Genomic DNA, 22,267 nt, shown 5'->3' on the forward strand with positions numbered 1-22,267 from the left:
CGCGCCGCTGCTGGTGAGTAGACCGCGGCCCGGGGGCGCCGTAATCGCCCCCGGGCTGCTCCCCGCCCGTCGTTCACGATCATGCAGAGGAGAAGCACCATGGCCGCTCCCGCCGGACTGGAGCTGACGTTCCTGGGCCACCAGACGTGGCACATCACCGATGGCCTCTCAACGGTACTGCTGGACCCGATCCTTGCCGATGCCTTCGGGGCCGGAGACCTTGAGTTCCCGATATGGCCGCCGCGAACCGTCGACACCGCGAAGATGCCGGTGCCGGACGCGGTGATTCTCAGCCACGAGCACCTGGACCACTTCCACCTGCCCTCGCTCGACCTGCTGGCGAAGACCGTCCCGGTCTACACCGGCATGACCACCCCGCAGGGCGTCGTCGATGCCATCGAGGTCCTCGGCTTCGCCGTGCGCCGCCTCGATCACGCCACGCCGCTGACTGTCGGCGACATCGAGATCACTCTCTACCCGGCCGGCGCCCGCACACTGTTCTGGGAACAGCGCGTCGCCCAGCCGCTCGTGCGCCGAGCGGGCACCACCGACGCGGACGTGTTCATCGGTGTGGACGCCGATGTCTCCGATCTCTACATCGAGCAGCTCGCCGACGGCGTACTGAAGCCGCCGCGGCTGGCGATCGTGTCCAACAACGCCCAGACCGTGCCGTACGGCGCGCTCGGCGCGGACAACAACCTGCTGCCCGGCATGGACGGCCCGCGCAACCGCAAGACCGGCATCGAGATCCTCAACGGCCTGCTGATCGACTACCTCAAGCCGCTCGACGGCGTGCGCGACGTCGCCCTGTGCGGTAACGGCTTCACCGCCCCGCGCAGCCCGCACGGCCCGTTCCTCTACGCCGACCATGCCGCCCTCGCGGCCACGGCCAACACGCTGCAGCACTTGTTCCGCGTGCACGGGCCCCGGCCCGGCGAGCGGCTCACCGTCCCCTACGACGGCGGCACCCTCTCCAGCTCGGGCGCCGAGTGGGTCCGCATCGACGCCAAGGCCGAGGTAAGCGCCCTGGCCACGCAGCGCGCCTTCCTCTCGGAACCGAAGGACGTGGAGCCCACCCCGATCACCCCGGCCCTGCCGGAGGGAACCTGGGAAGCCGCACGGGCCCTGCTCGCCGAGGAACTGCCACGCCTGGCCCGCGACTTCGTCGCCACCCGCACCGGAGCGCTCGCCTCCGGCATCCACGATTACCTCCGCGGCCCGGTCGGCTCCCGGCGAGCCGTCCTGCGGCTCCTGGACCCGCCCGGCGGAACGGGGAGTATCGAGTCGTACGCGTGGAACATCACTGGTCCGGCCTTCGAGCTGGTGGAGTCCACCGGCCGCGAGGAGGCCATGGCCATCTTCCCGTTCGGCATCGAGATCTACTACCAGGACCTGATCGCGGTCTTCGAGGGGCGCGCGCAGATCTGGGACGTCGTCGGCGGCTCGTACCAGGGCTGGCACATTGGCGAACCCCTCGACTCCCCGGTCTACGCTCTCTTCGCGGCGCTCGGCGAGCACCAGCGCCCCGACCTGGCGGCACGCTGCTACGAGCACAGCCTCACCGCGCTCGGCTACACCCAGGCGGCGACGGCATGACCACCATGGCCGGGCCACTCGCCGGCGCCGCCCGTGTGCGGCCCGACGGGTGGCTCGCCACCCCGCTCACCACCGTCCCTGCACATGCCGAGGCCCAGGCCCGATCGCTGGTCCACCGTCACCATCCGGCCGCCCCGGGCCCGGTGCGCTGCCTGACCGCCCGCTACCGCACCGCTGCCTTCGCCCTCGGTGCCCCGCCCCGCCAGCTCCTCAAGCGCCACGGCGACGAGGCCGCCTACCTCGGCGAAGTCCTCGCCTATCAACTTCTCCACGACGAAGCGGTGCTGCCGGACCTGCACAGCACGTGCGACGCCGCCCTCACCCTGGTCGTCGACTTCCTGGACGAAGGCGCGGACATCACCAGCGAGGATGGCTTCGACGAACTGATCGCCACGGTCGCCACGATCCACACCGCCCCGGCCCGCTGGAGCCCGGCCACCGCCGAGGCCATGAGCCGCTGGCGGCTGGACACCTCGACCCACGCGGCCACCCCCGCGTGGCTCCGCGAGCCAGCCTCGTGGCGGCGGCTCCTACAGCTCACCGCAGAAGCCCACGGCGACGAGCATGTGCCGCTCGGCCACCTCGACCTCAAGGCCGACCACACCCGGCGCCGCCCCGACGGCCGTCTCGCCCTCATCGACGCGGAAACCCTGCGCCCCGACCTGACCGGCATCCCCGACCTGGTCACCCTCGCCCACCTCGGCCAGAGCGAGGGCCGCGCGTTGTCTCCGCAGTGGATCCGCCACACGTACCGTCGTCACACCAACCGTCTCGGCGCCCAATGGAGCGACGCCGGCCTCGTTGGCGCGCTGCACGCGTTCGCCGACGCCACCGGGCTCATCTCCCTTCACGGCGTCGATCAATAGCCACCTGGAGAAACACGTGTTCAACGGCATCCGCGCCATCATGATCTTCACCGCCGACCCGGACACGGCAGCCAGCTGGTGGGCCAAGGTCCTCGACGCCGAAGTCCACCGCGACGTCAACGAGAACAACGGCGACGTGTACGCCTGGCTCGACATCGCGGGCATCGAGTTCGGGTTCCACCCGCTCGACGAAAAGCGCAACAAGCGCGGCGGCAGCCCCGTCCCGTACTGGTCGGTCGACGACGTCGACGCCGCACGCCAGCGCCTTCTCGACGCCGGGTGCACCCACCACCGCGGGCCCCTCGACGTCGGTGACGGCACTGGCCGCCGCATCGCACAGTTGCAAGATCCATTCGGCAACGTGATCGGACTCGACGGATTCTGATCACCCCATGGAGGACACCCATGCGCCACTGGCCACTCACCCAGCTCACCATCACGACCCCTGACCTGATCCTGCGCGTCCCCGACGACAAGCAGCTCGACGAACTCGCCCAGGTCGCGGCCGACGGCGTCCTCCTGCGCGGCGCCGTGTCATTCCCGCAGCCCTGGGCCTCGGGCACGCCCGAGGAGACGGCACGCAACGTCGTACAGAACCACTGGTGGGCACGCGGCGACTGGAGCGAGGACAACTGGCGCCTCCTGCTTGCCGTCTTCCACGAGGGCACGCCGATCGGTCAGCAGAACCTCTCCGCCCGCGACTTCCGCATCACCCGCGAGGCCCGTACCGGCTTCTGGCTCGGCCGCCGCTACCAGGGCCGCGGGCTCGGCACCCAGATGCGCGCTGCCGCCCTCCACCTCGCCTTCCGCCACCTCGACGCAGAGCGCGTGACTTCCTCCGCCTTCGCCGACAACGCCGCCTCCCGCCGTGTCTCCGAAAAGCTCGGCTACACCCCCAACGGAATCCGCCGCCTCAGCGTCGAAGGCCGACTCGTCGAGGCCCACGACGCCGCCATCACCGCCACTGACTGGGATCACCGGGTCCAGCAGACCACCCAGGTCGGCGGGATCAACGAATGCCGCCACATGTTCGGCATCCGCGCGGCGGTCCCGCCCGTGGACGTCGTCCTGCACGTTTAGCAAGCCGAACCCTGCTCATGGCTCCGTACAGCGGAACGGGTTCGACAGCCGGAGCCAATCCTTCTGTCCCAGCTGGTCGGCTATTAACTCGACACGATTCTCGGCGTGACCCGGGTGCTCACCCGGTGAACCGGAACAGCGGGGCGCAAAGGCGTAGGCCGGTAGCTGCCTCTACGCGTTGGGGCTGGCGGCGCGGTGCTCATGGACCGCAGTGTCGAGGACCCGGAGAAGACGGTGTAGCAGGTCCGCGGCGTCGTCGCGGTGCTCGGTCAGCGCCCAGGAAAGAGCCTCGATGTGTCCGGGGACCGGGGCGGCTCCGCCGGACGCGGTCTTCAGGGTCCGTGCCACCTGGCCGTGGCTGACGGGCTTGTCCTTCTCGATCAGCGCGGCCAGGTCGGCCGTGGCAGTACGCAGCCAGCCGAGGCCGTCGGCCGCAGTCGCGGGGACGGGCTTGTGTGCCGGCGGGCGAAGGTCGGCTTGGTCCAGGATCTCCAGCTCCAGCCCGGCAGCGGCGCACAGTTCCCGCGCGGTATTCCGGACGTCCTCGGTGACTGGGGCAACCGAGGCCAGCAGGTGCACGTCCGCTCCGAGCCGCCGGCTCAGGGCGACGTCGCGCCGGAGCTGGCCCTCGGTGAACTCCGAGGCGGAGGTCTTCACTTCCCCGGAAAGCACCTTCCCGTCCCAGACACCGAATATGTCCACCTCCTCCTGGGCGCCGTTCGCGAAGGTGACGTCGGTGCCAGGGAGGAAGTGCGAACGGGGCTTGCGCCGGCAGAGCTCGGCGATAGCGAGCAGATGCGGCAACAGGCCGTTGTCGCTGGCTCGGTCGGTGAAGCTGTCGAGCCGGTAGTGCACGGCGGTCGCCGCGCCGCCGGAGTGGTATGCGGAAACGGCGCCGCATCCGGGGCACTGCGGGGTACCGGTGGTCTGGTCGAGCGGAACGAAGGACCGGCTGTTGCACGAGGGGCACATGCTCTCCAGCCCGCGCTCGGCCCAGCCCAGAGCGCACAGCCGTTCCAGCGCCGCCGCCTGGTCTTCTGCCCTGACGTTCGGCAGCTTGTCGGCGGGCAGGTAGCGGCGCTCGGACCGGCCTCCCCACGTTGCGGCCAACTCGGCGAGGTCGGCGTCCGGATCGCCGTCCGCGCGAAGCTCCTTCAGCCGCTTCAACAATTCCTTGGACCGAGGCGTGGTCAGGGCGATGGCAGCCTCGTAGACACCGGGTTCGAGAAGCACGGAGCTGTCGGCGTTCTCGGCCAAGGCCGTTCCCAGCCGTCCTGCTGAGGACAACTGGTGTTCGGTGGCGACATCGTCCAGAAGCCGCTCCGTGGCCTGCGGCAGCAGGGGGAACGTCATGGGAATGGTGAGCTGAGGGCTCATCGGCATGACCGTAAACTGCAGCTTGCCGTCCCGCCACTGGGCATCGGGGTGGACGAGCCGGGCGATGGACGGGCGGTCCGGCAATCCGAGCAGGGGCTCGCCCCAGAACCTCACGAGGGCTCCGGCGTGCCCGTTGAACCGGACCGGCTGCGCGAAGCGCAGGGTGCTCGGCCCGTCGGCGAAGACCTGGACGTCGAAGGACGTTGGCACGCCGTAGTGGCGTTCGAAGGTCACCAAGGCCGTGGGGTCCAGGTCCGTCCGGAAGGTGAACGGGGCGGTCCGGGCCGGGGGCTCGGGGATGCGAGCTCCGGCCCGCGGCTCCTCCTCGGTGGGCTCCAGGCCGAGCACGGAAGCGAGTTCCAGCAGCTGGTCGGCCGACGCCGAGCGGCTGACGAGCGCTACGTCGGGAGCGAACTGGCCGGGGCGAGACCCGAGGAGACGGGCTACCTGCTCGGGGAATCCGAGCCAGTGCTTGACCGCGTCGGCACCCGGCAGCAGCAGCATCGGCATGTCGATCGTGTCCACCGGTCGCAGCGCCCGGGTGTTCCAGAAGTCGAGGCTGTCGGCGAAGCCCTCGTCCTCGACGACCCACAGGAACATTGAGGTGTGCCCCGGGGTGGTGCTCTGGTACTCGCCGAATTGCGCGACCGTGCTCTGGATCCGAGTGTCACCCTGGAGTTGATAGCGGCCGAACTCGTCCTCCCGCTCGCTCACCCTTGCGTGTTCGGGAAGGTCCGGCTCGACGCAGCCGGCCACCGCCAACTGCCATAGCGGCCCGCTCGGGCTTGCTGCGATCGGCGCGTACGCGGGGTCCGTGAACTCCCTGACTCCGTCTGGGGAACAGGTGAACACCACACCGCTCTCCCCCATGTCCGCGAGGGCGACTACGGGCAGCCCTAGGACCTGCGCGATCTCCTCGGCGGCCAGGGGATTGGCGTCGATGTTGACGAGCGCTTCGACCTTGGCGAAGCGGACGGTCTGCTCGTGCAGCGGCGACAGGCTGGAGTCCAGGGCTTCGACGATGGGCTCGGTCATGCCGCCCCACCGGCTGCTGGCCTGCGTCACAGCCGTACGGAACCCGGCCGCGCTGCCGCTCGCGATCAGGTAGGCCGCCCGGGAGGGGAGGACGGCTGCCTCCATGCCTGCCTGCCCCAGATATCTCCTCGAATCCACGGCGCCAAGCCTCCCATGGCAGTGGCCGGGGGCGGAATGACGGTGCCGCCGCCGAGAGCGGTTCCCGGAGTGGCCCACCTGATGCTTGGGCCACGGTCTCAGCGACTGCAGCACCCCCGGCAGGTATGACGTGCGGCCAAGACGGTGTCATAGGGCCGCGAATTCTGGGGCCGCGGCTGTAGGGCCGCGCCGCCCGTGGCCAACGGCGAGGCTTCGATCTGGTGGTTGTCGCTTTGTCTCACGGCGATGCCGGCGCTCCTGTCTCACGAGCGCGGCCATTTCCGCGGTCTGGCTTCTTCAGCCGTTCGAATTTTGCCGCGGCTCCGGGGGAGACGAGGTGCCGCCGCGGCCCCAGTCTGACCTGTGTTGACAGAGGACAGTGGCGGAACGTCGGGTTTGGTCCCGCTATCCGGCAGGACTATGCCGTGTCATCGTCGCCCTCGGACTCTTTGCCAAGGAGGTACTCCCTGATGAGCCGGCCCAGAACGTCCCCCTCATGGGCTCGTTCGTTGAAGACGGCTCGTCGGAAGGCGTCGCGCTCCTCGTGCTCCAGGAAGGCCACCATGTGCTCAGCCTTCGGGTGTTGGTAGCCGCAGCACATCAAGCGGGTACATACGTTCCGTGACGTGCCGAGCTTCGGGGTGCGCCAGGGGTAGTGCGGGTACCCCCGCAACTCTGCCTTGCAGCGCGCTAGGACCTCATACAGCTCGGGTTTGTTCCGATGGCGCTCACCGCCGTAGTGGAGGCGGAACCACTCGCGGCGATCCATGTCCGCTATCTCCCGCTGTACACGCTCCACGCGCCTGGTGATGCCAGCGTAGACCGCGGGCCGCATAGCCCGCGTTGCAAACCCTGCCTTCGGATACCTGTGGTGCAGGTCCATGTCCGCTACCCAGCGCCTGGCACAACGGCCCCTCTTCCAGCGATTGCAGTCTTCGCAAGCCGGAACGAAATTCCACCAGATGTCCGCTCCCCTGTTGGCGATGGGCTCCTCGTGGTCGATCGTTGTAGCAGCCGACCGGCCACAGTAGGTACACAGTCCTCGCTGCGCCGTAAGGACCATGATCCATTGCCAGGTCTTCTGCTTACCCCGCTCTCCACGACGGATCACATCCACCACGCACCCCTTCTGGTCAATCGCGAGGATCGTAAAGGGAGGTACTGGCATCCGCTACAAAAGCGGACGCCTCTCATCCGATTGTGAAGATTTCCGGCGCGGAGGAAGATCTTGATCCTCCATTGCGCGCCGTGGGCGCGTTGTGGCGCACTGAGCGCGCAACCCAATGGGCCTTATGGCTACATACGGGAGGAGGGGCGCAATTAGTGACTTCTCGGGAAGGCGGCTCTCTGGCTCCACCGCACGGCATATCGTCGTCTCTGCGATGTCGGTTCCGTCCGACGCGTGCAACTCCAAGCACCAGCACATGAGTTCGTGGTCATACCACTCCCAATGGTGCATTGGAGGCACACATGAACGACGGGGAGTCTCGCGACAAGAGCAAGGGACCAGCAAAGGTCTGGATCACCATCCTGTCAGCGGCGGCTGGTCGAGTTATTGGCGACCTGGTCAACGACTGGAGGAGGCGCCTTGGCCTATAACTGGCCCCTGCTCACCCTTCACTGACCGCATACGCGGTCACTTGGCCGGGTCTCTCGAACCCGTCCGTCCTAGCGGGGTCACGCCATGCCCGGCGTGGCCCCGCTCTTTCGCTGGCGACTAACTATGAACTCGACGCCTCCCATTCAATGCCTAGGCATGCGTCAAGTTATATGTGTCGTCACCCCAAGCACTGTAGCGCGCTCCCCGCACGCGCGGGGATGGTCCGCGCTTCTTGCCGTTCCGAATCTAGGCAGGTCGTTGAGTGTGCTCCCCGCGTGTGCGGGGGTGACCCTGCTCCCCGCTCACTACCCCAACTCAGAGAATTAAGCAATGATGGTGGCACTCGACGGTCCTGCCCGCCGCCGCATCTGGACCACTTGCGCCGCCGACTGGACTCCGCCGAGGTAGCGGTCTCGGCACCGGGCAGCCAAGACACTGCGCGAGCCCCGGGCCGGTGACCTTCTCGTCCTGGCCTAGATTGCGGCGCCCCACCTTGCACGGTCAGCGGAACGGTCCGCCGCAGTGCTCTGCTGCCGGGGTTCCCACTCCGCTGCCTGCGGCCGATGCCGGTCGCCGGCCCGCGCGTCGGCCACTGTGTCGGTTTCGGTCTCAGATCCGTGGCCGATCGGCCAGAGAGTGGCCATTGGCGGCTCGATCCGGCCACGGGGTTCAAGATCCTTTAGTGGTTGCGGGGAGAGTAGTTGTCCTTTGACATCGAATCTAGTCGTCCTTGTCAGTCAAACGAGTCGCTGCGAAGGCGTACGGCTTCGAGCGGTCGGCAGGCTTGGTCCATGGCGTGACCAGTGCGGCAACGAGTGGAGGGCCGGCCAGGAGGAAGAAGAGGGGGCCATAGCCGCCGAGGGGCACGGCCAAGGCGGCGCCGGCGAACGGTGAGAGCGCTGCTGCTGTTTGGGCGGGTGCGGCGAGGAGTCCGGAGAGTCGGCCGTAGTGGGTGGTGCCCCAGCGGTCGGTGATGGCGGTGGCCTGGAGGAGAGTGAGGTTGCCGCGGACCATGCCAGCTGCGACCGATAGGGCGATGAACAGGGCGTACGGGCCGGGGACGGCGGCGAAGGCGGCGGTGGTCAGTGCACCGAGCGCGATCAGGATCGTGGTGCGGGTCGTAGCGCTGGTGCGGCGGGCGAGGGTGGCGTACAGGGTGCGGCCGAAGGTCTGTCCGGCGCCGCCGATTCCGAGGGCCCAGGCGGCCTGGCTGGTGGTGTACCCGCGTTCCAGGAGGAGCGGGACGAGGGCGACGACGACGGCGTACATCGCGAAGCTGGACAGGGTGAAGGCGGCGGCGAGCAGGAGGAACGGTCGGCTGCGCCCGACCTTGGCGGCGCCTGCGGCCGCGTGTGCCGGGCTGGTTGGGGCGTCGGGCCAGGGTGCGCGTAGGGCCAGGGCGTGGGCGGGGATGGTGACGGCGGCGAGGATGCCGGCGAGCACGAGGTAGGTGTGGCGCCAGGACAGGTGCTCGGCGAGGGCTGCGGTCAGGGGTGCGAAGACGGTGGAGGCGAGGCCACCGGCGAGGGTGACGACGGTCAGGGCGCGGACGTGGTCGGGGGCCCACCAGCGGGTGAGGGCGGCGAACGCGGGCTGGTAGAAGGTGGCGGCCATCGCGAGCCCGGCGAGCATCCAACCGGTGATGAAGAGCGGGAGGTTCGGGGCCGCAGCCACGATCAGCAGGCTGATGACGCCGAGCACAGACCCTGCGGTCATGACGGTGCGGGGGCCGCTCCGGTCGAGAATGCGGCCGACGCGGATTCCGGCGAGGGCGGAGACGACGAGTGCGAGGGAGAACGCTGCGGTGGTCGCCCCGGCCGGCCAGCCGGTCGCCTGGGTGATCTGGGGGTTGAGGACGGGGAAGGCGTAGTAGACGATGCCCCAGCTCGCGATCTGCGTGGCGCAGAGGGCGGGCAGGGCGGCGCGGGGGCGGGCCCGCCGCCCCCCCGCCGCCTCGGGTACTGAGGTCGGTCACGAGCCGCAGCAGCCGCCCGCCGGTGCTTCCTCAGCAGCGGCCCCGACCGCGACGGGGGCGCTGAGCTGGACGAGCTGCGGCGCGGGTGCGCAGCAGCCGCCACCGTCCGCCTCTTGGGCGTCGGGGGCGTCGAAGAGGCCGGCGCCGCCGCAGACTCCGGTCTCGGGCAGGGTGAGTTCGACGCGGTCGGCGGAGTCGAGGTCGCCGGCGATCGCGGCGGCCACGGAGCGGACCTGCTCGTACCCGGTCATCGCCAGGAACGTCGGCGCGCGGCCGTAAGACTTCATCCCGACCAGGTACACCCCGGGTTCGGGGTGGGAGAGCTCGCGGTGGCCGTGTGGGTAGACGGTGCCGCAGGAGTGCTGGTTGGGGTCGATTAACGGTGCCAGCTCGACGGGTGCCTGGAGGCGCTCGTCGAGGCCCAGGCGCAGCTCATCAAGGAAGGACAGGTCGGGGCGGAAGCCGGTCAGCACGATCATCTCGTCGATCGGGTCCAGACGCCGGCCGTCCTCGCCGACCAGGACCAGGCGGCCGTCGGTGTCGCGCTCGACCGCTTCGGTGCGGAAGCCGGTGACCGCGTCCGCGTGTCCCTCGTCGACGGCGGCCTTGGCCGCCAGGCCCAGGGCGCCGCGCGCCGGGAGCTGGTCGGCCTCGCCGCCGCCGAAGGTGGAGCCGGAGATGCCCCGGCGCAGGATCCATACGCCCTTCGTGCCCGCTCCGTCCTGGGCCTTGGCGAGGTCGGCGAGGTAGGCGAGGGCGGTGAACGCGGACGCGCCGGAGCCGATCACGGCAGTGCGCTTGCCCGCGTACCGGGCGCGGACGACGGGGTCCTTCAGGTCCGGAACACGGTAGGCGATCCGGTCCGCGGCGGCCCTCTCGCCGAGCGCGGCAAGTCCGTTACCACCGGCCGGGGACGGGGTGGCCCAGGTGCCGGAGGCGTCGATGACGGAGCGCGCGAAGACGCGCTCCTCACGGCCGTCGGCGTGGGTGAAGTGCACGACGAAGGGCTGCTGCTCGCGGTCGGCGTCGACGATGCGGTCCCGGCCGGTGCGCGAGACGCCGGTGACCGTCGCACCGGTGCGGACGCGGTCGCCGAGGACGTCGGCGAGCGGCTGCAGGTACAGCTCGGCCCAGTCGCCGCCGGAGGGGTAGGTGGCCGGGTCGGGACGGGTCCAGCCGGTGGGGGCGAGGAGCTTCTCGGCGGCCGGGTCGACGACCTCGCCCCAGGTGGAGAACAGGCGCACGTGTGCCCACTCGCGGACCGCTGCGCCGGCGGCGGGACCGGCTTCGAGGACCAGGGGCTCGATGCCCTGGTCGAGCAGGTGGGCGGCGGCGGCCAGGCCGGCGGGTCCTGCTCCGATCACGACGACGGGCAGCTCGGTGGTGGCGGGCGCGTTCACGGCGACTCCTTGCGTGGTTCGACATCTGTCGATGGCTTGCGCCGCCCAGCATGGCACCTGTATTGATGAGCGTCAACATAGACATTCATCGAAACCAGAGGGATTGTTCATGAAGCACATCGACGTCGCCGTCATCGGCGGCGGCCAGTCCGGGCTCGCCACCGCCCACGCGCTGCTGCGCCGCGGGCTGCGGCCGGTGGTACTGGAGGCGTCCGACCGTGCGGCCGGGTCATGGCCGCACTACTACGACAGCCTCACGCTGTTCTCGCCCGCCCGGTACAGCTCCCTACCGGGAGTGCCGTTCCCCGGCGCCGACCGCAACCGCTATCCGCATCGCGACGAGGTCGTCGCCTACCTCACCGCCTATGCCGACCGCCTGGACGCCGACATCCGTACCGGTGAGCGCGTCAGCTCCGTGCGACGGGCCGGATCCGTATTCGAAGTGGTCCTCGAAGGCGGCGGCCGGCTCGGGGCACGGGCCGTCGTCGCGGCCTCCGGCACCTTCGGGCGTCCATACCGGCCAGCACTGCCCGGCCTGGCGGAGTTCACCGGTCAGGTGCTGCACGCAGCCGACTATCGCAGCCCAACCCCCTTCGCCGGCGGCCGGCTGGTGGTAGTCGGGGCCGGCAACTCCGCGGTGCAGATCGCCGCCGAACTCGCCGAAACCGCCCGCGTCACGCTCGCCACCCGCGGGCCGGTGAAGTTCGCGTCCCAGCGCATCCTCGGCCGTGACCTGCACTTCTGGACGGCCCGCACCGGCCTGGACACCGCACCCCTTGGTCGGCTCCTGCCGCATCCGCCGGCGCAGCCGGTCCTCGACGACGGCTGCTACCGCGCCGCACTGGCCGCCAGACAGCCTGACCGGCGACCGTTGTTCACCGGCGCCGACGGGGCCAAGCTCATCTGGCCGGACGGACAGCGGGAGGAGGTCGACGCGATCGTGCTCGCCACCGGCTACCGCCCCGACCTGCCCTACCTCGCCTCCCTGGACGGCGCCCTGGACGCCGACGGGAGCCCCCGGCACCGCGAGGGCCTCGCCATCAGCGTGCCGGGGCTGGCGCATGTCGGGCTGGAGTGGCAGCGCAGCCTCTCGTCGAACTCGCTGCGTGGGGTTGGCCGGGACGCGGAGCGGATCGCCCGGCGTCTGGCCGCCCATCTCGCGCGCCGGTGATGAGCCTCCCCATGCTGGTTCGACGTGTGTCAACATAGACGTATGTCGAATGCGAAGGTGCTGCCGCTGCTCGAGCCCGCCGACGGTCAGGGCGTGGCGCCGTGCTGTCCGCCGCTGACCGAGCGCCCCATGAGTGCCGCGGAGGCCGAGACCGCGGCGCGGATGTTCAAGGCCCTCGGTGACCCGGTGCGCCTGCGGCTGTTCTCCGCCGTGGCCTCGCACGAAAGCGGGGAGGCGTGCGTGTGCGACATCTCCGACGTCGGCGTCTCCCAGCCCACCGTGTCCCACCACCTGAAGAAGCTGAAGGAGGCCGGGCTGCTCACCTCGGAGCGGCGCGGCACCTGGGTGTACTACCGGGTCGAGCCGTCGGTGCTCGCCGCGATGGGCAAGCTGCTGGCCATGCCGGCTGCGGCCTGACGACCGGACGTACAGAGGGGGAAGCGGTGAGCGGGGCGCTGAGTGTGAGGGTCGTGCCGCTGGCGGCGGAGCACGCCGAGCAGGTGCTGGCGATCTACCAGGCCGGCGTCGACGAAGGGAACGCCACCTTCGAGACCGCTGCCCCGGCGTGGGAGGCGTTCGATGCGGCGAAGCTGTCCGAACACCGCTTCTCCGCGATCGACGAGAGGGGGACGGTGCTGGGGTGGGTCGCGGCGAGCCGGGTCTCCGACCGGTGCGCGTACGCGGGTGTGGTCGAGCACTCCGTCTACGTCCACCCCGCAGCCCGCGGACGTGGCATCGCCTCCACCCTGCTCAAGGCGCTGATCGACTCCACTGAGCAGGCCGGGATCTGGACCATCCAGTCCGGGATCTTCCCCGAGAACGCCGCCAGCCTCGCCGTCCATGAGCGGGCCGGCTTCCGGGTCATCGGCACCCGGGAGCGGATCGGACGCCATCACGGCGTCTGGCGTGACGTCGTCCTTCTCGAACGCCGCAGCCGCGCCGTCACCTGAACCTCAGCTCAGCTGTGCAATCTCGCGGGCGGCGTCGCGGGCTGGACGGCCAACGCCGATGAGGGTGGCCGAGGCCGGGCCGGTCCAGTCGCCGTAGCCGAGCAGGTGCAGCCGCCGCTCGCCGAGGGCCCGGGTTCCGTCGGTGGGGATGTGGCCGCGCGGGCCGCGCAGGTTCAGCGGGGCGAGGTGGGCCAGGGCCGGGCGGAAGCCGGTGCACCAGATGATCGCATCCGCACCGGCGCGGCTGCCGTCGTCCCACCGCACGCCACTGGCGGTGAGCCGGGAGAACATCGGCTTCGCGGTGAGAAGCCCGGCGTCGCGTGCGGCGCGGACGGGCGGCACGGCGACGATGTCGCCGAGCGAGGCGACCCCGCCGGTATCGTCGCGGCCGGCATCGAGGGCGCGGCGGCGGGCGGTGGCGACGTCGAAGAGTGCGCGGCCGTCGATGTCGTCGGGCAGGACGCGCGGCGGGCGCTGAGTCGCCCAGGTCACCTGGACGTTGCCGTCCAGGGCGAGATCGGCGGCGATCTGCGCGCCGGAGTTCCCTCCTCCGACCACGACCACGCGCTGGCCGCCGAAGTCGGCCGGAGAGCGGTAGTTCACCGTGTGGAGCTGGCGTCCGGTGAAGAGGCCGCGGCCGGGGACGGCGGGCAGGAAGGGCCGCGTCCAGGTCCCGGTGGCACTGATAACCGCCTTCGCCCGCCAAGTGCCCGCGTCAGCCTCGACCAGGAGCCGGTCCGCGTCGCGGTGCACGGCATCCACGCGAGCACCGTGCTGGACCGGCAGGTCGTAACGCTTCTCGTAGTCGGTGAGGTAGTCGACCACGTGCCCGGCGTCCGGGTAGGTCTCGCCCGCCTGGGCGGGCATGAGCCGGCCCGGCAGCGAGGAGTACCCGGCCGGGGAGAACAGGTGCAGGGAGTCCCACATGTGCTGCCAGGACCCGCCCGGCGCCGCACCGGCGTCCAGGATCACGAAGTCCAGGTTCTGGCGGCGCAGGTAGTAGCCGGCGGCGAGCCCGGATTGGCCGCCGCCGACCACCACCACCTCCGTGTGCTGGGTCACGGGGCCGTGGTCACCGCGTCGGGGGCGAACTTCTTGCGCCAGGCGAGCGCGACGTAGACCAGTCCGATCAGCACCGGGACTTCGATCAGGGGGCCGACGACGCCGGACAGGGCCTGGCCGGAGGTGACGCCGAACGTGGCGATGGCGACGGCGATGGCCAGTTCGAAGTTGTTGCCGGCGGCGGTGAAGGCGAGGGTGGCGGTGCGGTCGTAGGCCAGGCCCAGGCCCTTGCCGAGGAGGAACGTGCCGAAGAACATGATCGCGAAGTAGACCAGGAGCGGCAGTGCGATCCGTACGACGTCCAGCGGCTGGGAGGTGATGGTCTTCCCCTGGAGGGCGAAGAGGATGACGATCGTGAACAGCAGCCCGTACAGCGCCCAGGGGCCGATCTTCGGCAGGAACTTCGTCTCGTACTTCTCGCGGCCCATCTTCTGCTCGCCGATGCGACGGGTGAGGAAGCCGGCCAGCAGGGGGATGCCGAGGAAGATGACGACGTTCAGCGCGATGTGCCACACGGACACGTCCAGGCCCTGGCCGTTGCCGAGGTTCAGCCAGCGGGGCAGCAGGTCGAGGTAGAACCAGCCGAGCAGGCCGAAGGCGACAACCTGGAAGACCGAGTTCAGGGCGACGAGGACGGCTGCAGCCTCGCGGTCGCCGCAGGCGAGGTCGTTCCAGATGATGACCATGGCGATGCAGCGGGCGAGACCGACGATGATCAGCCCGGTGCGGTACTCGGGCAGGTCCGGCAGGAAGATCCACGCCAGGGCGAACATGACCGCCGGGCCGACGATCCAGTTGATGACCAGCGAGGAGATCATCAGCTTCTTGTCGCCGGTCACGCGGTCGAGCCGGTCGTAGCGGACCTTCGCGAGAACCGGGTACATCATCACGAGCAGGCCGAGCGCGATCGGCAGGGAGATCCCGCCGATCTCGATCTTCGCGAGCGCGTCGTTCATGCCCGGGATGAGGCGGCCCAGGCCCAGGCCGACGGCCATGGCGAGCAGGATCCACACCGCCAGGTAGCGGTCGAGGGTGGAGAGCTTCTTGACGATCGAGTCGTCCCCACCGCCGGCCGGAGCGGGGGAGGTGGTGGGCTCGGTGGAGGTCACGGGCAGGCCCTCTTGTTCTCGGAAGCGGTGCGGGCGGAGTCGGCCAGCGCGGCGAACTGCTCGGACAGCCCGGCCAGGACCTCGGGCTTGAGCTTGTAGTAGGTGAAGCGGCCACACGGCTCGGTCTCCACGATCCCGGCCTCGCGCAACACCTTCATGTGGTTGGACAGGTTGGTCTGCTTGGCTCCGGTCTCCTCGACCAGGTGCGTCGTGCAGAGCGTCTCGCGCGCCAGCAGGGTCACGATCTTCAGGCGGAGCGGATCGCCCAGCACTCGGATCACATCAGGATCGACTGAAGTCAGCATGCACTGATACTCTCACATCATCACCCGCTGATACCAGCGGGGGCTGAAGTCATTGGCGGCCGGGTTCCGCCATGCGACGAGAGAGAACGATCACCATGGCCGACAAGCCGTCCGTCCTGTTCGTCTGTGTCCACAACGCCGGCCGCTCCCAGATGGCCGCCGCCTGGCTGACCCACCTGGCCGGAGACCGTGTCGAGGTCCGCTCCGCCGGCTCCAACCCGGGCACGGCCGTGAACCCCGCCGCCGTCGAGGCGATGGCCGAGGTCGGCATCGACATCTCCGCCGAGACCCCCAAGGTCCTCACCATCGACGCGGTCCGCGAGTCCGACGTCTGCATCACGATGGGCTGCGGCGACACCTGCCCCGTCTTCCCCGGCAAGCGCTACCTCGACTGGAAGCTGGAGGACCCGGCCGGCCAGGGCGTCGCGGCCGTGCGCCCGATCCGCGACGAGATCAAGACCCTCGTCGAGGGCCTGATCGCCGAGATCGCCCCCGCGAAGCCGGAGGCGACGGCGTGAGCGAGATACGCGAGGTCGTCATCATCGGCTCCGGCCCCGCCGGATACACGGCGGCCCTCTACACCGCCCGCGCCCAGCTCAAGCCCCTGCTGTTCGGCAGCTCCATCTTCGTCGGCGGCTCGCTGACCACGACGACCGAGGTGGAGAACTTCCCCGGCTTCCCTGAGGGCGTCGACGGCCCGGTCCTGATGGAGAACATGCGGGCCCAGGCGGAGAAGTTCGGCGCCGAGATGATCGACGACGATGTCGTGTCCGTCGATCTGACCGGCGACATCAAGCTCCTCACCGACTCCGCAGGCACCGTCCACCGCGCCAGGACGGTGATCGTCGCGACCGGCTCCGGCTACCGCAAGCTCGGCCTGCGAGGCGAGGACAAGCTGTCCGGCCGGGGCGTCTCCTGGTGTGCGACCTGCGACGGATTCTTCTTCCGCGACCGCGACATCGTCGTGGTCGGCGGCGGCGACACCGCCATGGAGGAAGCCACCTTCCTCACCCGCTTCGCCCGCTCCGTCACCGTCGTCCACCGCCGCTCCACCCTGCGCGCCTCCAAGGTCATGCAAGACCGGGCCTTCGCCGACGACAAAATCTCCTTCGCCTTCGACTGCGAGATCGCCGAGATCAAGGAGACCAACGGCATGCTCGCCGGCGTCGCCCTGCGCGACGTCTTCACCGGCACCACCCGCGACCTGGACGTCACGGGGCTGTTCATCGCCATCGGCCACGACCCCCGCACCGAACTCTTCGCCGACCAGCTGGAACTGGACGGCGAGGGCTACATCGAGGTTGCCGCCCCGACGACCCGCACCAGCCTTCCCGGAGTGTTCGCGGCCGGTGACGTCGTCGACCACACCTACCGCCAAGCCATCACCGCCGCCGGCACCGGCGCCGCCGCAGCCTTGGACGCCGAGCGGTACCTCGCGGCCGGCAACGCCGTCCAGACCGATCCGGAGGCTACCGCGGCCTTCGCTTGAGTCCGCTGCGGTTCCGTACCCGGGGGCAGCTCAGTCTGCGCGGGGACGGAACCGCGCACTATCGTTCACCCGTCGGAGCTGCGGTGCTACGTCGGCCGGGTGCCGCCTAGAGGGCGATCTGTTGGCGTCCTGATGCCTCAGCTTGTGCTGGCGCCCTCCGGCATCGCGCGTATCTGAGGTAGTGGCGAACGGAGCCATAGGTGACCAGGTAGTCGTGGTCGTCCATGAGCTCTGTCCAGATCTGCCTTCCGTTGAGCCTTCTGCTGATCATGCTCTCGATGAGGTCGGCGAGTTCGCCTGTGACAGGGGCGGTCAGCGGACCCGTCACCGTGGTGGTCAGGCGGGTTGTCTCCAGGGCGAAGCGGACCTCCCTGTCACGGATGTTGTAGCGCTTGGCGAGTGTGCGGACTTGTGTGCCTCTCAGGGCCTCTTGAGCGATGCGATGGGACAGGCTCCGGCGCCAGGCGAACGGATTTCTCCTGGGGAGACGGCGGGGTCTGTTCGTGCCGCCCAGGGTGCTGGCGTCAACGAGGGCACGTTCGAGCGCCTCGGGCGAGCGACCTGCGACGATAGCTAGGTTTTCGAGGAGCGGCTTGCCGAACCACTGCGGCGGGCCGCAGAGATAGCAGTGCAGAAAACTGGGCTTGAGATGGTTGGCGCGAGCCAGGCGCCGGATGTAGGAGTGGGCGGACTCTCCGAGGCCGGGACGAAGTCGGACCGGCAGGGGCGCAAATCGGGGCGGTAGCTCGCTATTCATCGGTAGGTAGCGGTCTTCGCTGCCAGCGGAGCTGTGGTGTGGGCGGTGTGGTCGAGAGGGATGACCTGAAGGCTCTTCTTGGTGATCTTCTCGGTGCCGGTGAGGATGGCATCGACTGCGGCTCCGCGGATGGCATGGGAGAGGGACCCGATCATGCCACCGGTGTGGTCATGCAGGAAGCGGTCCAGGCCGGTAAGTGTGCCAGGGCGGTGGTCGTGCAGCCGCAAGGTGTCCTCCATGGCGGCGACCAGGCCCTTCCATTCGCTGCTGTAGGGGAAGGGGCGAGAGGGGATCAGGGTGAATCGGCCCGCGATCTGGGCGCCGCGAGTCCCGGACAGCAGGCCGGATTCGGCGATGTCGATGCCGGCGTAGACGAAGGTGGCGGCCAGGCGCTCGGAGAAGTACTTCAAAGTGTCGGCGACTTCGGCACCGTGGCGGCTGGTGAGTGAGATGTTGTGGAGCTCGTCGACCAGCACCATCCCGGTGCGGGTGTCGGTGCAGACACCGACTACGGCCTCGATGATGTCGGTCATGTTCGAGCGGGCCCGCACCGGCAGGCCCAGGAAGCGGGCGAACTCAGTCGCGATTATGCGGGCGGTCGCGGCGGGCGGGACGGTTACGTAGACGACAGGGATGCGGTCGGTGGCGCGTGGGTGCCGGGCCCGGTCGAGAAGTTCGTGCGAGCGACCCAACTGGGTGATGGCGATGGTCTTGCCGGTTCCCGCAGGGCCGGAGACGATCAGCCCGCGGCGGGCGCTGATCGCGTGGCGGTTGAGCAGGACCAGCCTGCGGCCGCAGATCGCCGTCTGCTCGACGAACGAGGTGGCGACCGTGAGCATGCGGGCGTGATGGTCCAGGCGGTCCTCGTCGTAGAGGCCCCGCTCGGACGCCGGCATTCGCTGCCAAGCGGTGCGGGACGACAGGGCCGGGGGAGCGGGTAGCCCGTCGATGAACCTCCGCCACCCGACCAGGGTGTTCAGCTGCAGGCCGGCCTCGGCGTCGGCCTCCCGCACCCCGGTGCGTCCCGCCGTCGGCTTGGGAATGGTCACGGGCGCCTCCAGGGGTCGGCCAGCGGGTCGAACAGGCCCAGCGGAATGACCTCGGCCGACGAGGTGTCCGTGGCCTCATCCATGGGTTTCCTCTCGGCCGGCGGATCGGGAATCTGTCGGCCAGGGGTGGTCGCCCGGGTGCGGGCGGCGACCCGGCGGTCCCGCCGGGGCCTTTTGGCCGGAGGGTCCTCCTCGTCCGGAGGGCCGTCGTGGGCGCGTTTGAGCAGGGCGGCTGCCGCATCCGCGATCTGTGCCTCGCTCCCGTTTCTCGGGGCCTGTTGGCGGGCGTGGTTCCAGGCCATTTCGCCGAACGGGACGCCGGCGCGGTGCAGGTGCCGCCAGTACACGGTGATCCACCGGTCGCTCTCGCCGCGGCGGTCGCGTACCCAGATCCGGGAGACGTCGTAGGGGTCGTAGTGGATCTCCCACAGGCCCTTCTTCTCTGCGACCCCGGAGTGCTGACGGCGCAGTGGGTTCAACTCGGCGCTGTCGTAGGTACGGCGGTTGATCCGGATACCGTAGGCGTTGATCGCGTGCCATCGTTCCGGCAACAGCTCGACGTAGTCCTCACCACTCAACGGGGCTGGAACGTAGCCGCACGACTCCAGCAGCATCGCGTATTTCTCGTTCGGCGAGAAGGCTCGCTTCGGTGCGTCCGGATCTCGCAGGGCGTCATGCGCCCGGTTCTGCCAGACGGCGACGATCCACTCGTCCAGCAGACTCTGCAGTTCGGGCAGTGACCACAGCGGTCCGTTCTCCACATGCCGGCCGCGACGATCCACCGAGCGGCCGGTGTAGCCCGCGACGAACTGCGCGAACAGCGTGGCCACTGAGCTCAGGGTCCTCTCGATCACGCCCTTTTCGAAGGGCGACGCCTTGTGCGTGGGTTGCAGCGAGATGCCCAAAAAGCGGCAGGAAGCACGGAAGTTGTGCGAGATGAAGACCTTGCCGTGGTCGCAGACGATCGTCTCCGGAACGATCGCCGGCCTGCCCGCCGCGTGCTCCAGCCGCTTGTCCAGGGCCAGCAGTCGCTGGTACGGCAGCACTGACCGGGACATCCGCAGTGCCTCTGGCCAGCCCGGTCGCATCGTTTCCGGTGTGATGCTGCGGGCCAGGAGGGCGGAGGCGTCGGCCGCCTTCGTCGTCGGCCGCAGCACCGCCGCAGTGATCGACCTGGACGCGATGTCGACCAGCGCGGTCAGCTCGACCTTCTCCGCGATGCCGTCGTCCAGCCGTACCAGGACGTCCAGCGGAGTGGAGTCGATCTGCATCAGCTCGCCCGGCGAAATGGCCGGGACTTCTCCGAACGGGCCGGACGGACGTGTATGCAGCGAGCGGCGCGTGGTTGCGGAACCGGTCGCGTGTGTGCCGGCAGCCAGCTTGGCGAAGAGCCGGTAGAGCGTGCGCTCCGTGGGCAATTCGATGCCGTCGGCATCCTCTCGGGACGCGAGGATCTGTTTCGTCCGCCAAATGGTGAAACGGATCGTCCTTGAGGAGGCATTGGCCGTCTCAGCGATGGCCTGCCGCATTGCTTCGACGACTGCCGGAGGGATCTGGCCGAAGTCAGGCAGCTTCTTGGCTGACCGGCCGTCGGCCAGCCCGACAAGTCCGTCGCGGTGATATCGCTGGCGTCGCTGCTTGATTCCACTGGCCGTCACCGGATGGCCCGCTGCCGTAAGCTCGGCGGCCTTGGCCCGCTCGCGTTCGGCCAGCGAGTGCCGCTTCGGGTCGAACTCCGTTCTTGGCACGGCGCTTTGGGGTGCATCCGGCGGCAGTCCATGCAGCACCTCCAGGATATGGCCCTCCCACCAACGAGCCTGTTCAGCGGCCTTCTTCGGGTACTCCGCGATACGGGCAGTCGGCGGAACCCATCGCCCGTCCTCCGTCATCCGACACCCCCGTCGGCCACGCGCACGACCGTGTGCGGCCCCAGCAACTCGACGGCCATACCGTCGGCGGACAACTCCTGCCTCCACAACAGATGGAACAACACGGGCAGCGTCGCCAGCCGGTCGCCAGCCGTGTCGGCGCTGGCCATCAGCGGCCTGGGTTGCGAGAAGACCTCCATCAGCCGCGCAGCGACTTGATCCTGTCGGCAGCGAGGGTGGCGGTAGCGCGACAGCCACCGCACGTTCGCCAGCAGCACGGCCTCCGGCACCCCCACCCGCTCGAAGGCCCACCCGACTTCGGCGCAGGCCCGGCGCGTCACCTCGAACGCCTCGGCATCGCGCGGCGCGATCCAGCCGTCTGCGCGGACGTCGACCACAACGGCCGAACCGTCCGCGCGCCGCACAAAGAAGTCCGGTGCATGCCGCCGCTCACGCGAACCGTCGTGCCAGTGCAGCCAGAACGGCTGGGAGGCCATCCGCACCACGGCGGGATCGAAGTCCATGAGCACGAGGCGGTCCCGCTCGAGCCACGACTCGAAACCGACATGCTGCCCAGTCGTCGCCGCCCAGTACCACCCCGGGAAATGGAGACCACCCTGCGACCACCGAAACGGCCGAACTGGCACCGCGTCCTCGAACCTGGCCGTCGCACAGTCCAGCAACGGACGCCGACGCCGACGCCCGCGTACGCCCTCCGCACACGACAACTCGACGTACGGCACGACGCTGTCCGCCCCAGTCTCTACCGACATACGACACCCCCAGCTTGTTCACCCCTCACGGACTAGATTCACTGTCAGAGAGACCGAAACGGCTGGGTTCGCTGTCAAACGCCTCGATTGGATGACAAAGGACAGTTCGCCGGGGGCAGACAGGAAAGATCGCGGAAAGACTGGCCAAGGTGCGTGAGGGCATGTCAACGTAGACGACCTTGCAAGAACTGCGCAGGTCAGAGAGGTGATTGCCCGTGACCGTAGCTCCTGCCGGCCCTGGTTTCTCGACCACCATCGAAGCCCTGCGGCTACATGAGTGGCAGCTTGGTTCCGGCCAGCCCACGCTCGTGACAGATCAGTTTTCTGCCGCCGACTTCCACTTGATCGTGGATGACCAGGCGGACGTGCACATCAGCTCGAAGGACGGCCGCTTCTACCTCGGCTGGTTCCCGAATGGCCGTCCCGGAACAGATGGTGAGGGATGGGCGATTGCCGTCGCGGGAACCGGCGGCGTACCCGGCTACCGCATGACGTTTGACACCGAGACGCCGGCTGACATCGTCGCCGCCGCTGTGGCCTGCGTGCTGGCGACTTCACGTCGCGTGTGACCGTGGCGGCTCCCGCCGGCACCGCTGATCGGCCGCTGGTCTGTTGCCGGCGGCCGATCCGTATCACCGCTGCTTGTTTCCCTACCTCAGGAGGCTGT

The 22,267-nt window shown here is 69.3% G+C and carries 21 protein-coding genes and 1 pseudogene; 10 read left to right on the top strand and 12 right to left on the bottom strand.

Annotated elements, in window-relative coordinates; translation table 11 throughout:
- Positions 1 to 99: 99 nt before the first annotated feature.
- From ACLQ2N_RS28100 to ACLQ2N_RS28115, 4 genes are read left to right on the top strand one after another with little or no spacing between them, the layout of a single operon-like run.
- Positions 100 to 1,596 carry an MBL fold metallo-hydrolase gene (locus ACLQ2N_RS28100; RefSeq protein WP_425817192.1) on the top strand — a complete coding sequence of 499 codons (1,497 nt, stop codon included), beginning with the start codon at positions 100 to 102 and terminating at the stop codon, positions 1,594 to 1,596.
- Positions 1,593 to 2,462 (top strand): hypothetical protein, encoded by an 870-nt coding sequence (locus ACLQ2N_RS28105; protein ID WP_425817194.1) that lies wholly within the window; start codon positions 1,593 to 1,595, stop codon positions 2,460 to 2,462. Before ACLQ2N_RS28100 ends, ACLQ2N_RS28105 begins: the two co-directional genes overlap by 4 nt.
- Positions 2,463 to 2,478: 16 nt before the next feature.
- Positions 2,479 to 2,847, top strand: coding sequence for a VOC family protein (locus ACLQ2N_RS28110; protein WP_425817196.1), 369 nt, complete (start codon positions 2,479 to 2,481; stop codon positions 2,845 to 2,847).
- Positions 2,848 to 2,867: 20 nt separating this feature from the next.
- A complete protein-coding gene (locus ACLQ2N_RS28115; RefSeq protein WP_425817198.1) occupies positions 2,868 to 3,542 on the top strand; it encodes a GNAT family N-acetyltransferase in 675 nt (224 codons plus the stop codon).
- Positions 3,543 to 3,713: 171 nt separating this feature from the next.
- On the opposite strand, the gene ACLQ2N_RS28120 is transcribed toward ACLQ2N_RS28115, so the two are convergent.
- The 5 genes and pseudogenes from ACLQ2N_RS28120 to ACLQ2N_RS28140 form a co-directional block, all read right to left on the bottom strand.
- Complete coding sequence (locus ACLQ2N_RS28120; protein ID WP_425817200.1) at positions 3,714 to 6,092, bottom strand: hypothetical protein; 2,379 nt, start codon at positions 6,090 to 6,092, stop codon at positions 3,714 to 3,716.
- Positions 6,093 to 6,510: 418 nt separating this feature from the next.
- Entirely contained in the window at positions 6,511 to 6,975 is a 465-nt protein-coding gene (locus ACLQ2N_RS28125; protein ID WP_425817711.1) for a hypothetical protein, read from the bottom strand.
- Positions 6,976 to 7,020: 45 nt separating this feature from the next.
- Positions 7,021 to 7,260: pseudogene (locus ACLQ2N_RS28130) on the bottom strand (HNH endonuclease); the annotation flags it as partial.
- Positions 7,261 to 8,412: 1,152 nt separating this feature from the next.
- On the bottom strand, positions 8,413 to 9,609 hold the full coding sequence (locus ACLQ2N_RS28135) for an MFS transporter (RefSeq protein ID WP_425817689.1): 1,197 nt from the start codon (positions 9,607 to 9,609) through the stop codon (positions 8,413 to 8,415).
- 54 nt (positions 9,610 to 9,663) lie between these two features.
- Positions 9,664 to 11,067: an NAD(P)-binding domain-containing protein gene (locus ACLQ2N_RS28140; protein ID WP_425817202.1), complete on the bottom strand. Its 1,404-nt coding sequence runs from the start codon at positions 11,065 to 11,067 to the stop codon at positions 9,664 to 9,666.
- Between the two features lie 109 nt (positions 11,068 to 11,176).
- On the opposite strand from ACLQ2N_RS28140, the gene ACLQ2N_RS28145 reads away from it, so the two are divergent.
- Genes ACLQ2N_RS28145 through ACLQ2N_RS28155 form a run of 3 tightly spaced genes read left to right on the top strand, consistent with a single transcriptional unit; the run spans position 11,177 to position 13,188 of the window.
- Positions 11,177 to 12,238 carry a flavin-containing monooxygenase gene (locus ACLQ2N_RS28145; protein ID WP_425817204.1) on the top strand — a complete coding sequence of 354 codons (1,062 nt, stop codon included), beginning with the start codon at positions 11,177 to 11,179 and terminating at the stop codon, positions 12,236 to 12,238.
- Positions 12,239 to 12,280: 42 nt separating this feature from the next.
- Positions 12,281 to 12,655 (top strand): ArsR/SmtB family transcription factor, encoded by a 375-nt coding sequence (locus tag ACLQ2N_RS28150; RefSeq protein ID WP_054100422.1) that lies wholly within the window; start codon positions 12,281 to 12,283, stop codon positions 12,653 to 12,655.
- A gap of 26 nt (positions 12,656 to 12,681) precedes the next feature.
- A complete protein-coding gene (locus ACLQ2N_RS28155) occupies positions 12,682 to 13,188 on the top strand; it encodes a GNAT family N-acetyltransferase (RefSeq protein ID WP_425817206.1) in 507 nt (168 codons plus the stop codon).
- A gap of 3 nt (positions 13,189 to 13,191) precedes the next feature.
- Here the strand turns inward: ACLQ2N_RS28155 and ACLQ2N_RS28160 are convergent, their stop codons facing one another.
- Genes ACLQ2N_RS28160 through ACLQ2N_RS28170 form a run of 3 tightly spaced genes read right to left on the bottom strand, consistent with a single transcriptional unit; the run spans position 13,192 to position 15,664 of the window.
- Positions 13,192 to 14,250: an ArsO family NAD(P)H-dependent flavin-containing monooxygenase gene (locus ACLQ2N_RS28160; RefSeq protein ID WP_425817208.1), complete on the bottom strand. Its 1,059-nt coding sequence runs from the start codon at positions 14,248 to 14,250 to the stop codon at positions 13,192 to 13,194.
- Positions 14,247 to 15,359 (bottom strand): ACR3 family arsenite efflux transporter, encoded by a 1,113-nt coding sequence (gene arsB, locus ACLQ2N_RS28165; RefSeq protein WP_425817210.1) that lies wholly within the window; start codon positions 15,357 to 15,359, stop codon positions 14,247 to 14,249. The genes ACLQ2N_RS28160 and arsB overlap by 4 nt, the downstream gene beginning before the upstream one ends.
- Positions 15,356 to 15,664, bottom strand: coding sequence for an ArsR/SmtB family transcription factor (locus ACLQ2N_RS28170; RefSeq protein ID WP_006126153.1), 309 nt, complete (start codon positions 15,662 to 15,664; stop codon positions 15,356 to 15,358). The genes arsB and ACLQ2N_RS28170 overlap by 4 nt, the downstream gene beginning before the upstream one ends.
- Positions 15,665 to 15,759: 95 nt before the next feature.
- Here ACLQ2N_RS28170 and ACLQ2N_RS28175 point away from each other — a divergent pair, with 95 nt between their 5' ends.
- Together ACLQ2N_RS28175 and trxB are read left to right on the top strand one after the other, a co-directional pair.
- Complete coding sequence (locus ACLQ2N_RS28175; protein ID WP_383167130.1) at positions 15,760 to 16,182, top strand: arsenate reductase ArsC; 423 nt, start codon at positions 15,760 to 15,762, stop codon at positions 16,180 to 16,182.
- Entirely contained in the window at positions 16,179 to 17,153 is a 975-nt protein-coding gene (gene trxB, locus ACLQ2N_RS28180; protein WP_425817213.1) for a thioredoxin-disulfide reductase, read from the top strand. Before ACLQ2N_RS28175 ends, trxB begins: the two co-directional genes overlap by 4 nt.
- Positions 17,154 to 17,259: 106 nt before the next feature.
- Here trxB and ACLQ2N_RS28185 read toward each other — a convergent pair whose 3' ends face one another.
- Genes ACLQ2N_RS28185 through ACLQ2N_RS28200 form a run of 4 tightly spaced genes read right to left on the bottom strand, consistent with a single transcriptional unit; the run spans position 17,260 to position 21,600 of the window.
- A complete protein-coding gene (locus ACLQ2N_RS28185; protein WP_425817215.1) occupies positions 17,260 to 17,910 on the bottom strand; it encodes a hypothetical protein in 651 nt (216 codons plus the stop codon).
- Positions 17,907 to 18,959: a TniB family NTP-binding protein gene (locus tag ACLQ2N_RS28190; protein ID WP_425817217.1), complete on the bottom strand. Its 1,053-nt coding sequence runs from the start codon at positions 18,957 to 18,959 to the stop codon at positions 17,907 to 17,909. Before ACLQ2N_RS28190 ends, ACLQ2N_RS28185 begins: the two co-directional genes overlap by 4 nt.
- On the bottom strand, positions 18,956 to 20,848 hold the full coding sequence (locus ACLQ2N_RS28195) for a Mu transposase C-terminal domain-containing protein (protein ID WP_425817219.1): 1,893 nt from the start codon (positions 20,846 to 20,848) through the stop codon (positions 18,956 to 18,958). The genes ACLQ2N_RS28190 and ACLQ2N_RS28195 overlap by 4 nt, the downstream gene beginning before the upstream one ends.
- Positions 20,845 to 21,600, bottom strand: coding sequence for a TnsA-like heteromeric transposase endonuclease subunit (locus ACLQ2N_RS28200; RefSeq protein ID WP_425817221.1), 756 nt, complete (start codon positions 21,598 to 21,600; stop codon positions 20,845 to 20,847). Before ACLQ2N_RS28200 ends, ACLQ2N_RS28195 begins: the two co-directional genes overlap by 4 nt.
- Positions 21,601 to 21,815: 215 nt before the next feature.
- Between ACLQ2N_RS28200 and ACLQ2N_RS28205 the strand changes: the two genes are divergently transcribed.
- Positions 21,816 to 22,169, top strand: a complete 354-nt coding sequence (locus tag ACLQ2N_RS28205) for a DUF317 domain-containing protein (RefSeq protein WP_425817223.1) — start codon at positions 21,816 to 21,818, stop codon at positions 22,167 to 22,169.
- Positions 22,170 to 22,267: the final 98 nt, after the last annotated feature.

The organism is Streptomyces sp. DT224, from assembly GCF_049844595.1.
Classification (GTDB): domain Bacteria; phylum Actinomycetota; class Actinomycetes; order Streptomycetales; family Streptomycetaceae; genus Streptomyces.

Coding starts and splice junctions, on each gene's coding strand:
- ACLQ2N_RS28125 (WP_425817711.1), bottom strand. CDS start 6,975: ATGGACCTGCACCACAGGTATCCGAAGGCAGGGTTTGCAACGCGGGCT.
- ACLQ2N_RS28105 (WP_425817194.1), top strand. CDS start 1,593: ATGACCACCATGGCCGGGCCACTCGCCGGCGCCGCCCGTGTGCGGCCC.
- ACLQ2N_RS28170 (WP_006126153.1), bottom strand. CDS start 15,664: ATGCTGACTTCAGTCGATCCTGATGTGATCCGAGTGCTGGGCGATCCG.
- ACLQ2N_RS28115 (WP_425817198.1), top strand. CDS start 2,868: ATGCGCCACTGGCCACTCACCCAGCTCACCATCACGACCCCTGACCTG.
- ACLQ2N_RS28145 (WP_425817204.1), top strand. CDS start 11,177: ATGAAGCACATCGACGTCGCCGTCATCGGCGGCGGCCAGTCCGGGCTC.
- ACLQ2N_RS28185 (WP_425817215.1), bottom strand. CDS start 17,910: ATGAATAGCGAGCTACCGCCCCGATTTGCGCCCCTGCCGGTCCGACTT.
- ACLQ2N_RS28200 (WP_425817221.1), bottom strand. CDS start 21,600: ATGTCGGTAGAGACTGGGGCGGACAGCGTCGTGCCGTACGTCGAGTTG.
- ACLQ2N_RS28175 (WP_383167130.1), top strand. CDS start 15,760: ATGGCCGACAAGCCGTCCGTCCTGTTCGTCTGTGTCCACAACGCCGGC.
- ACLQ2N_RS28195 (WP_425817219.1), bottom strand. CDS start 20,848: ATGACGGAGGACGGGCGATGGGTTCCGCCGACTGCCCGTATCGCGGAG.
- ACLQ2N_RS28100 (WP_425817192.1), top strand. CDS start 100: ATGGCCGCTCCCGCCGGACTGGAGCTGACGTTCCTGGGCCACCAGACG.
- ACLQ2N_RS28150 (WP_054100422.1), top strand. CDS start 12,281: ATGTCGAATGCGAAGGTGCTGCCGCTGCTCGAGCCCGCCGACGGTCAG.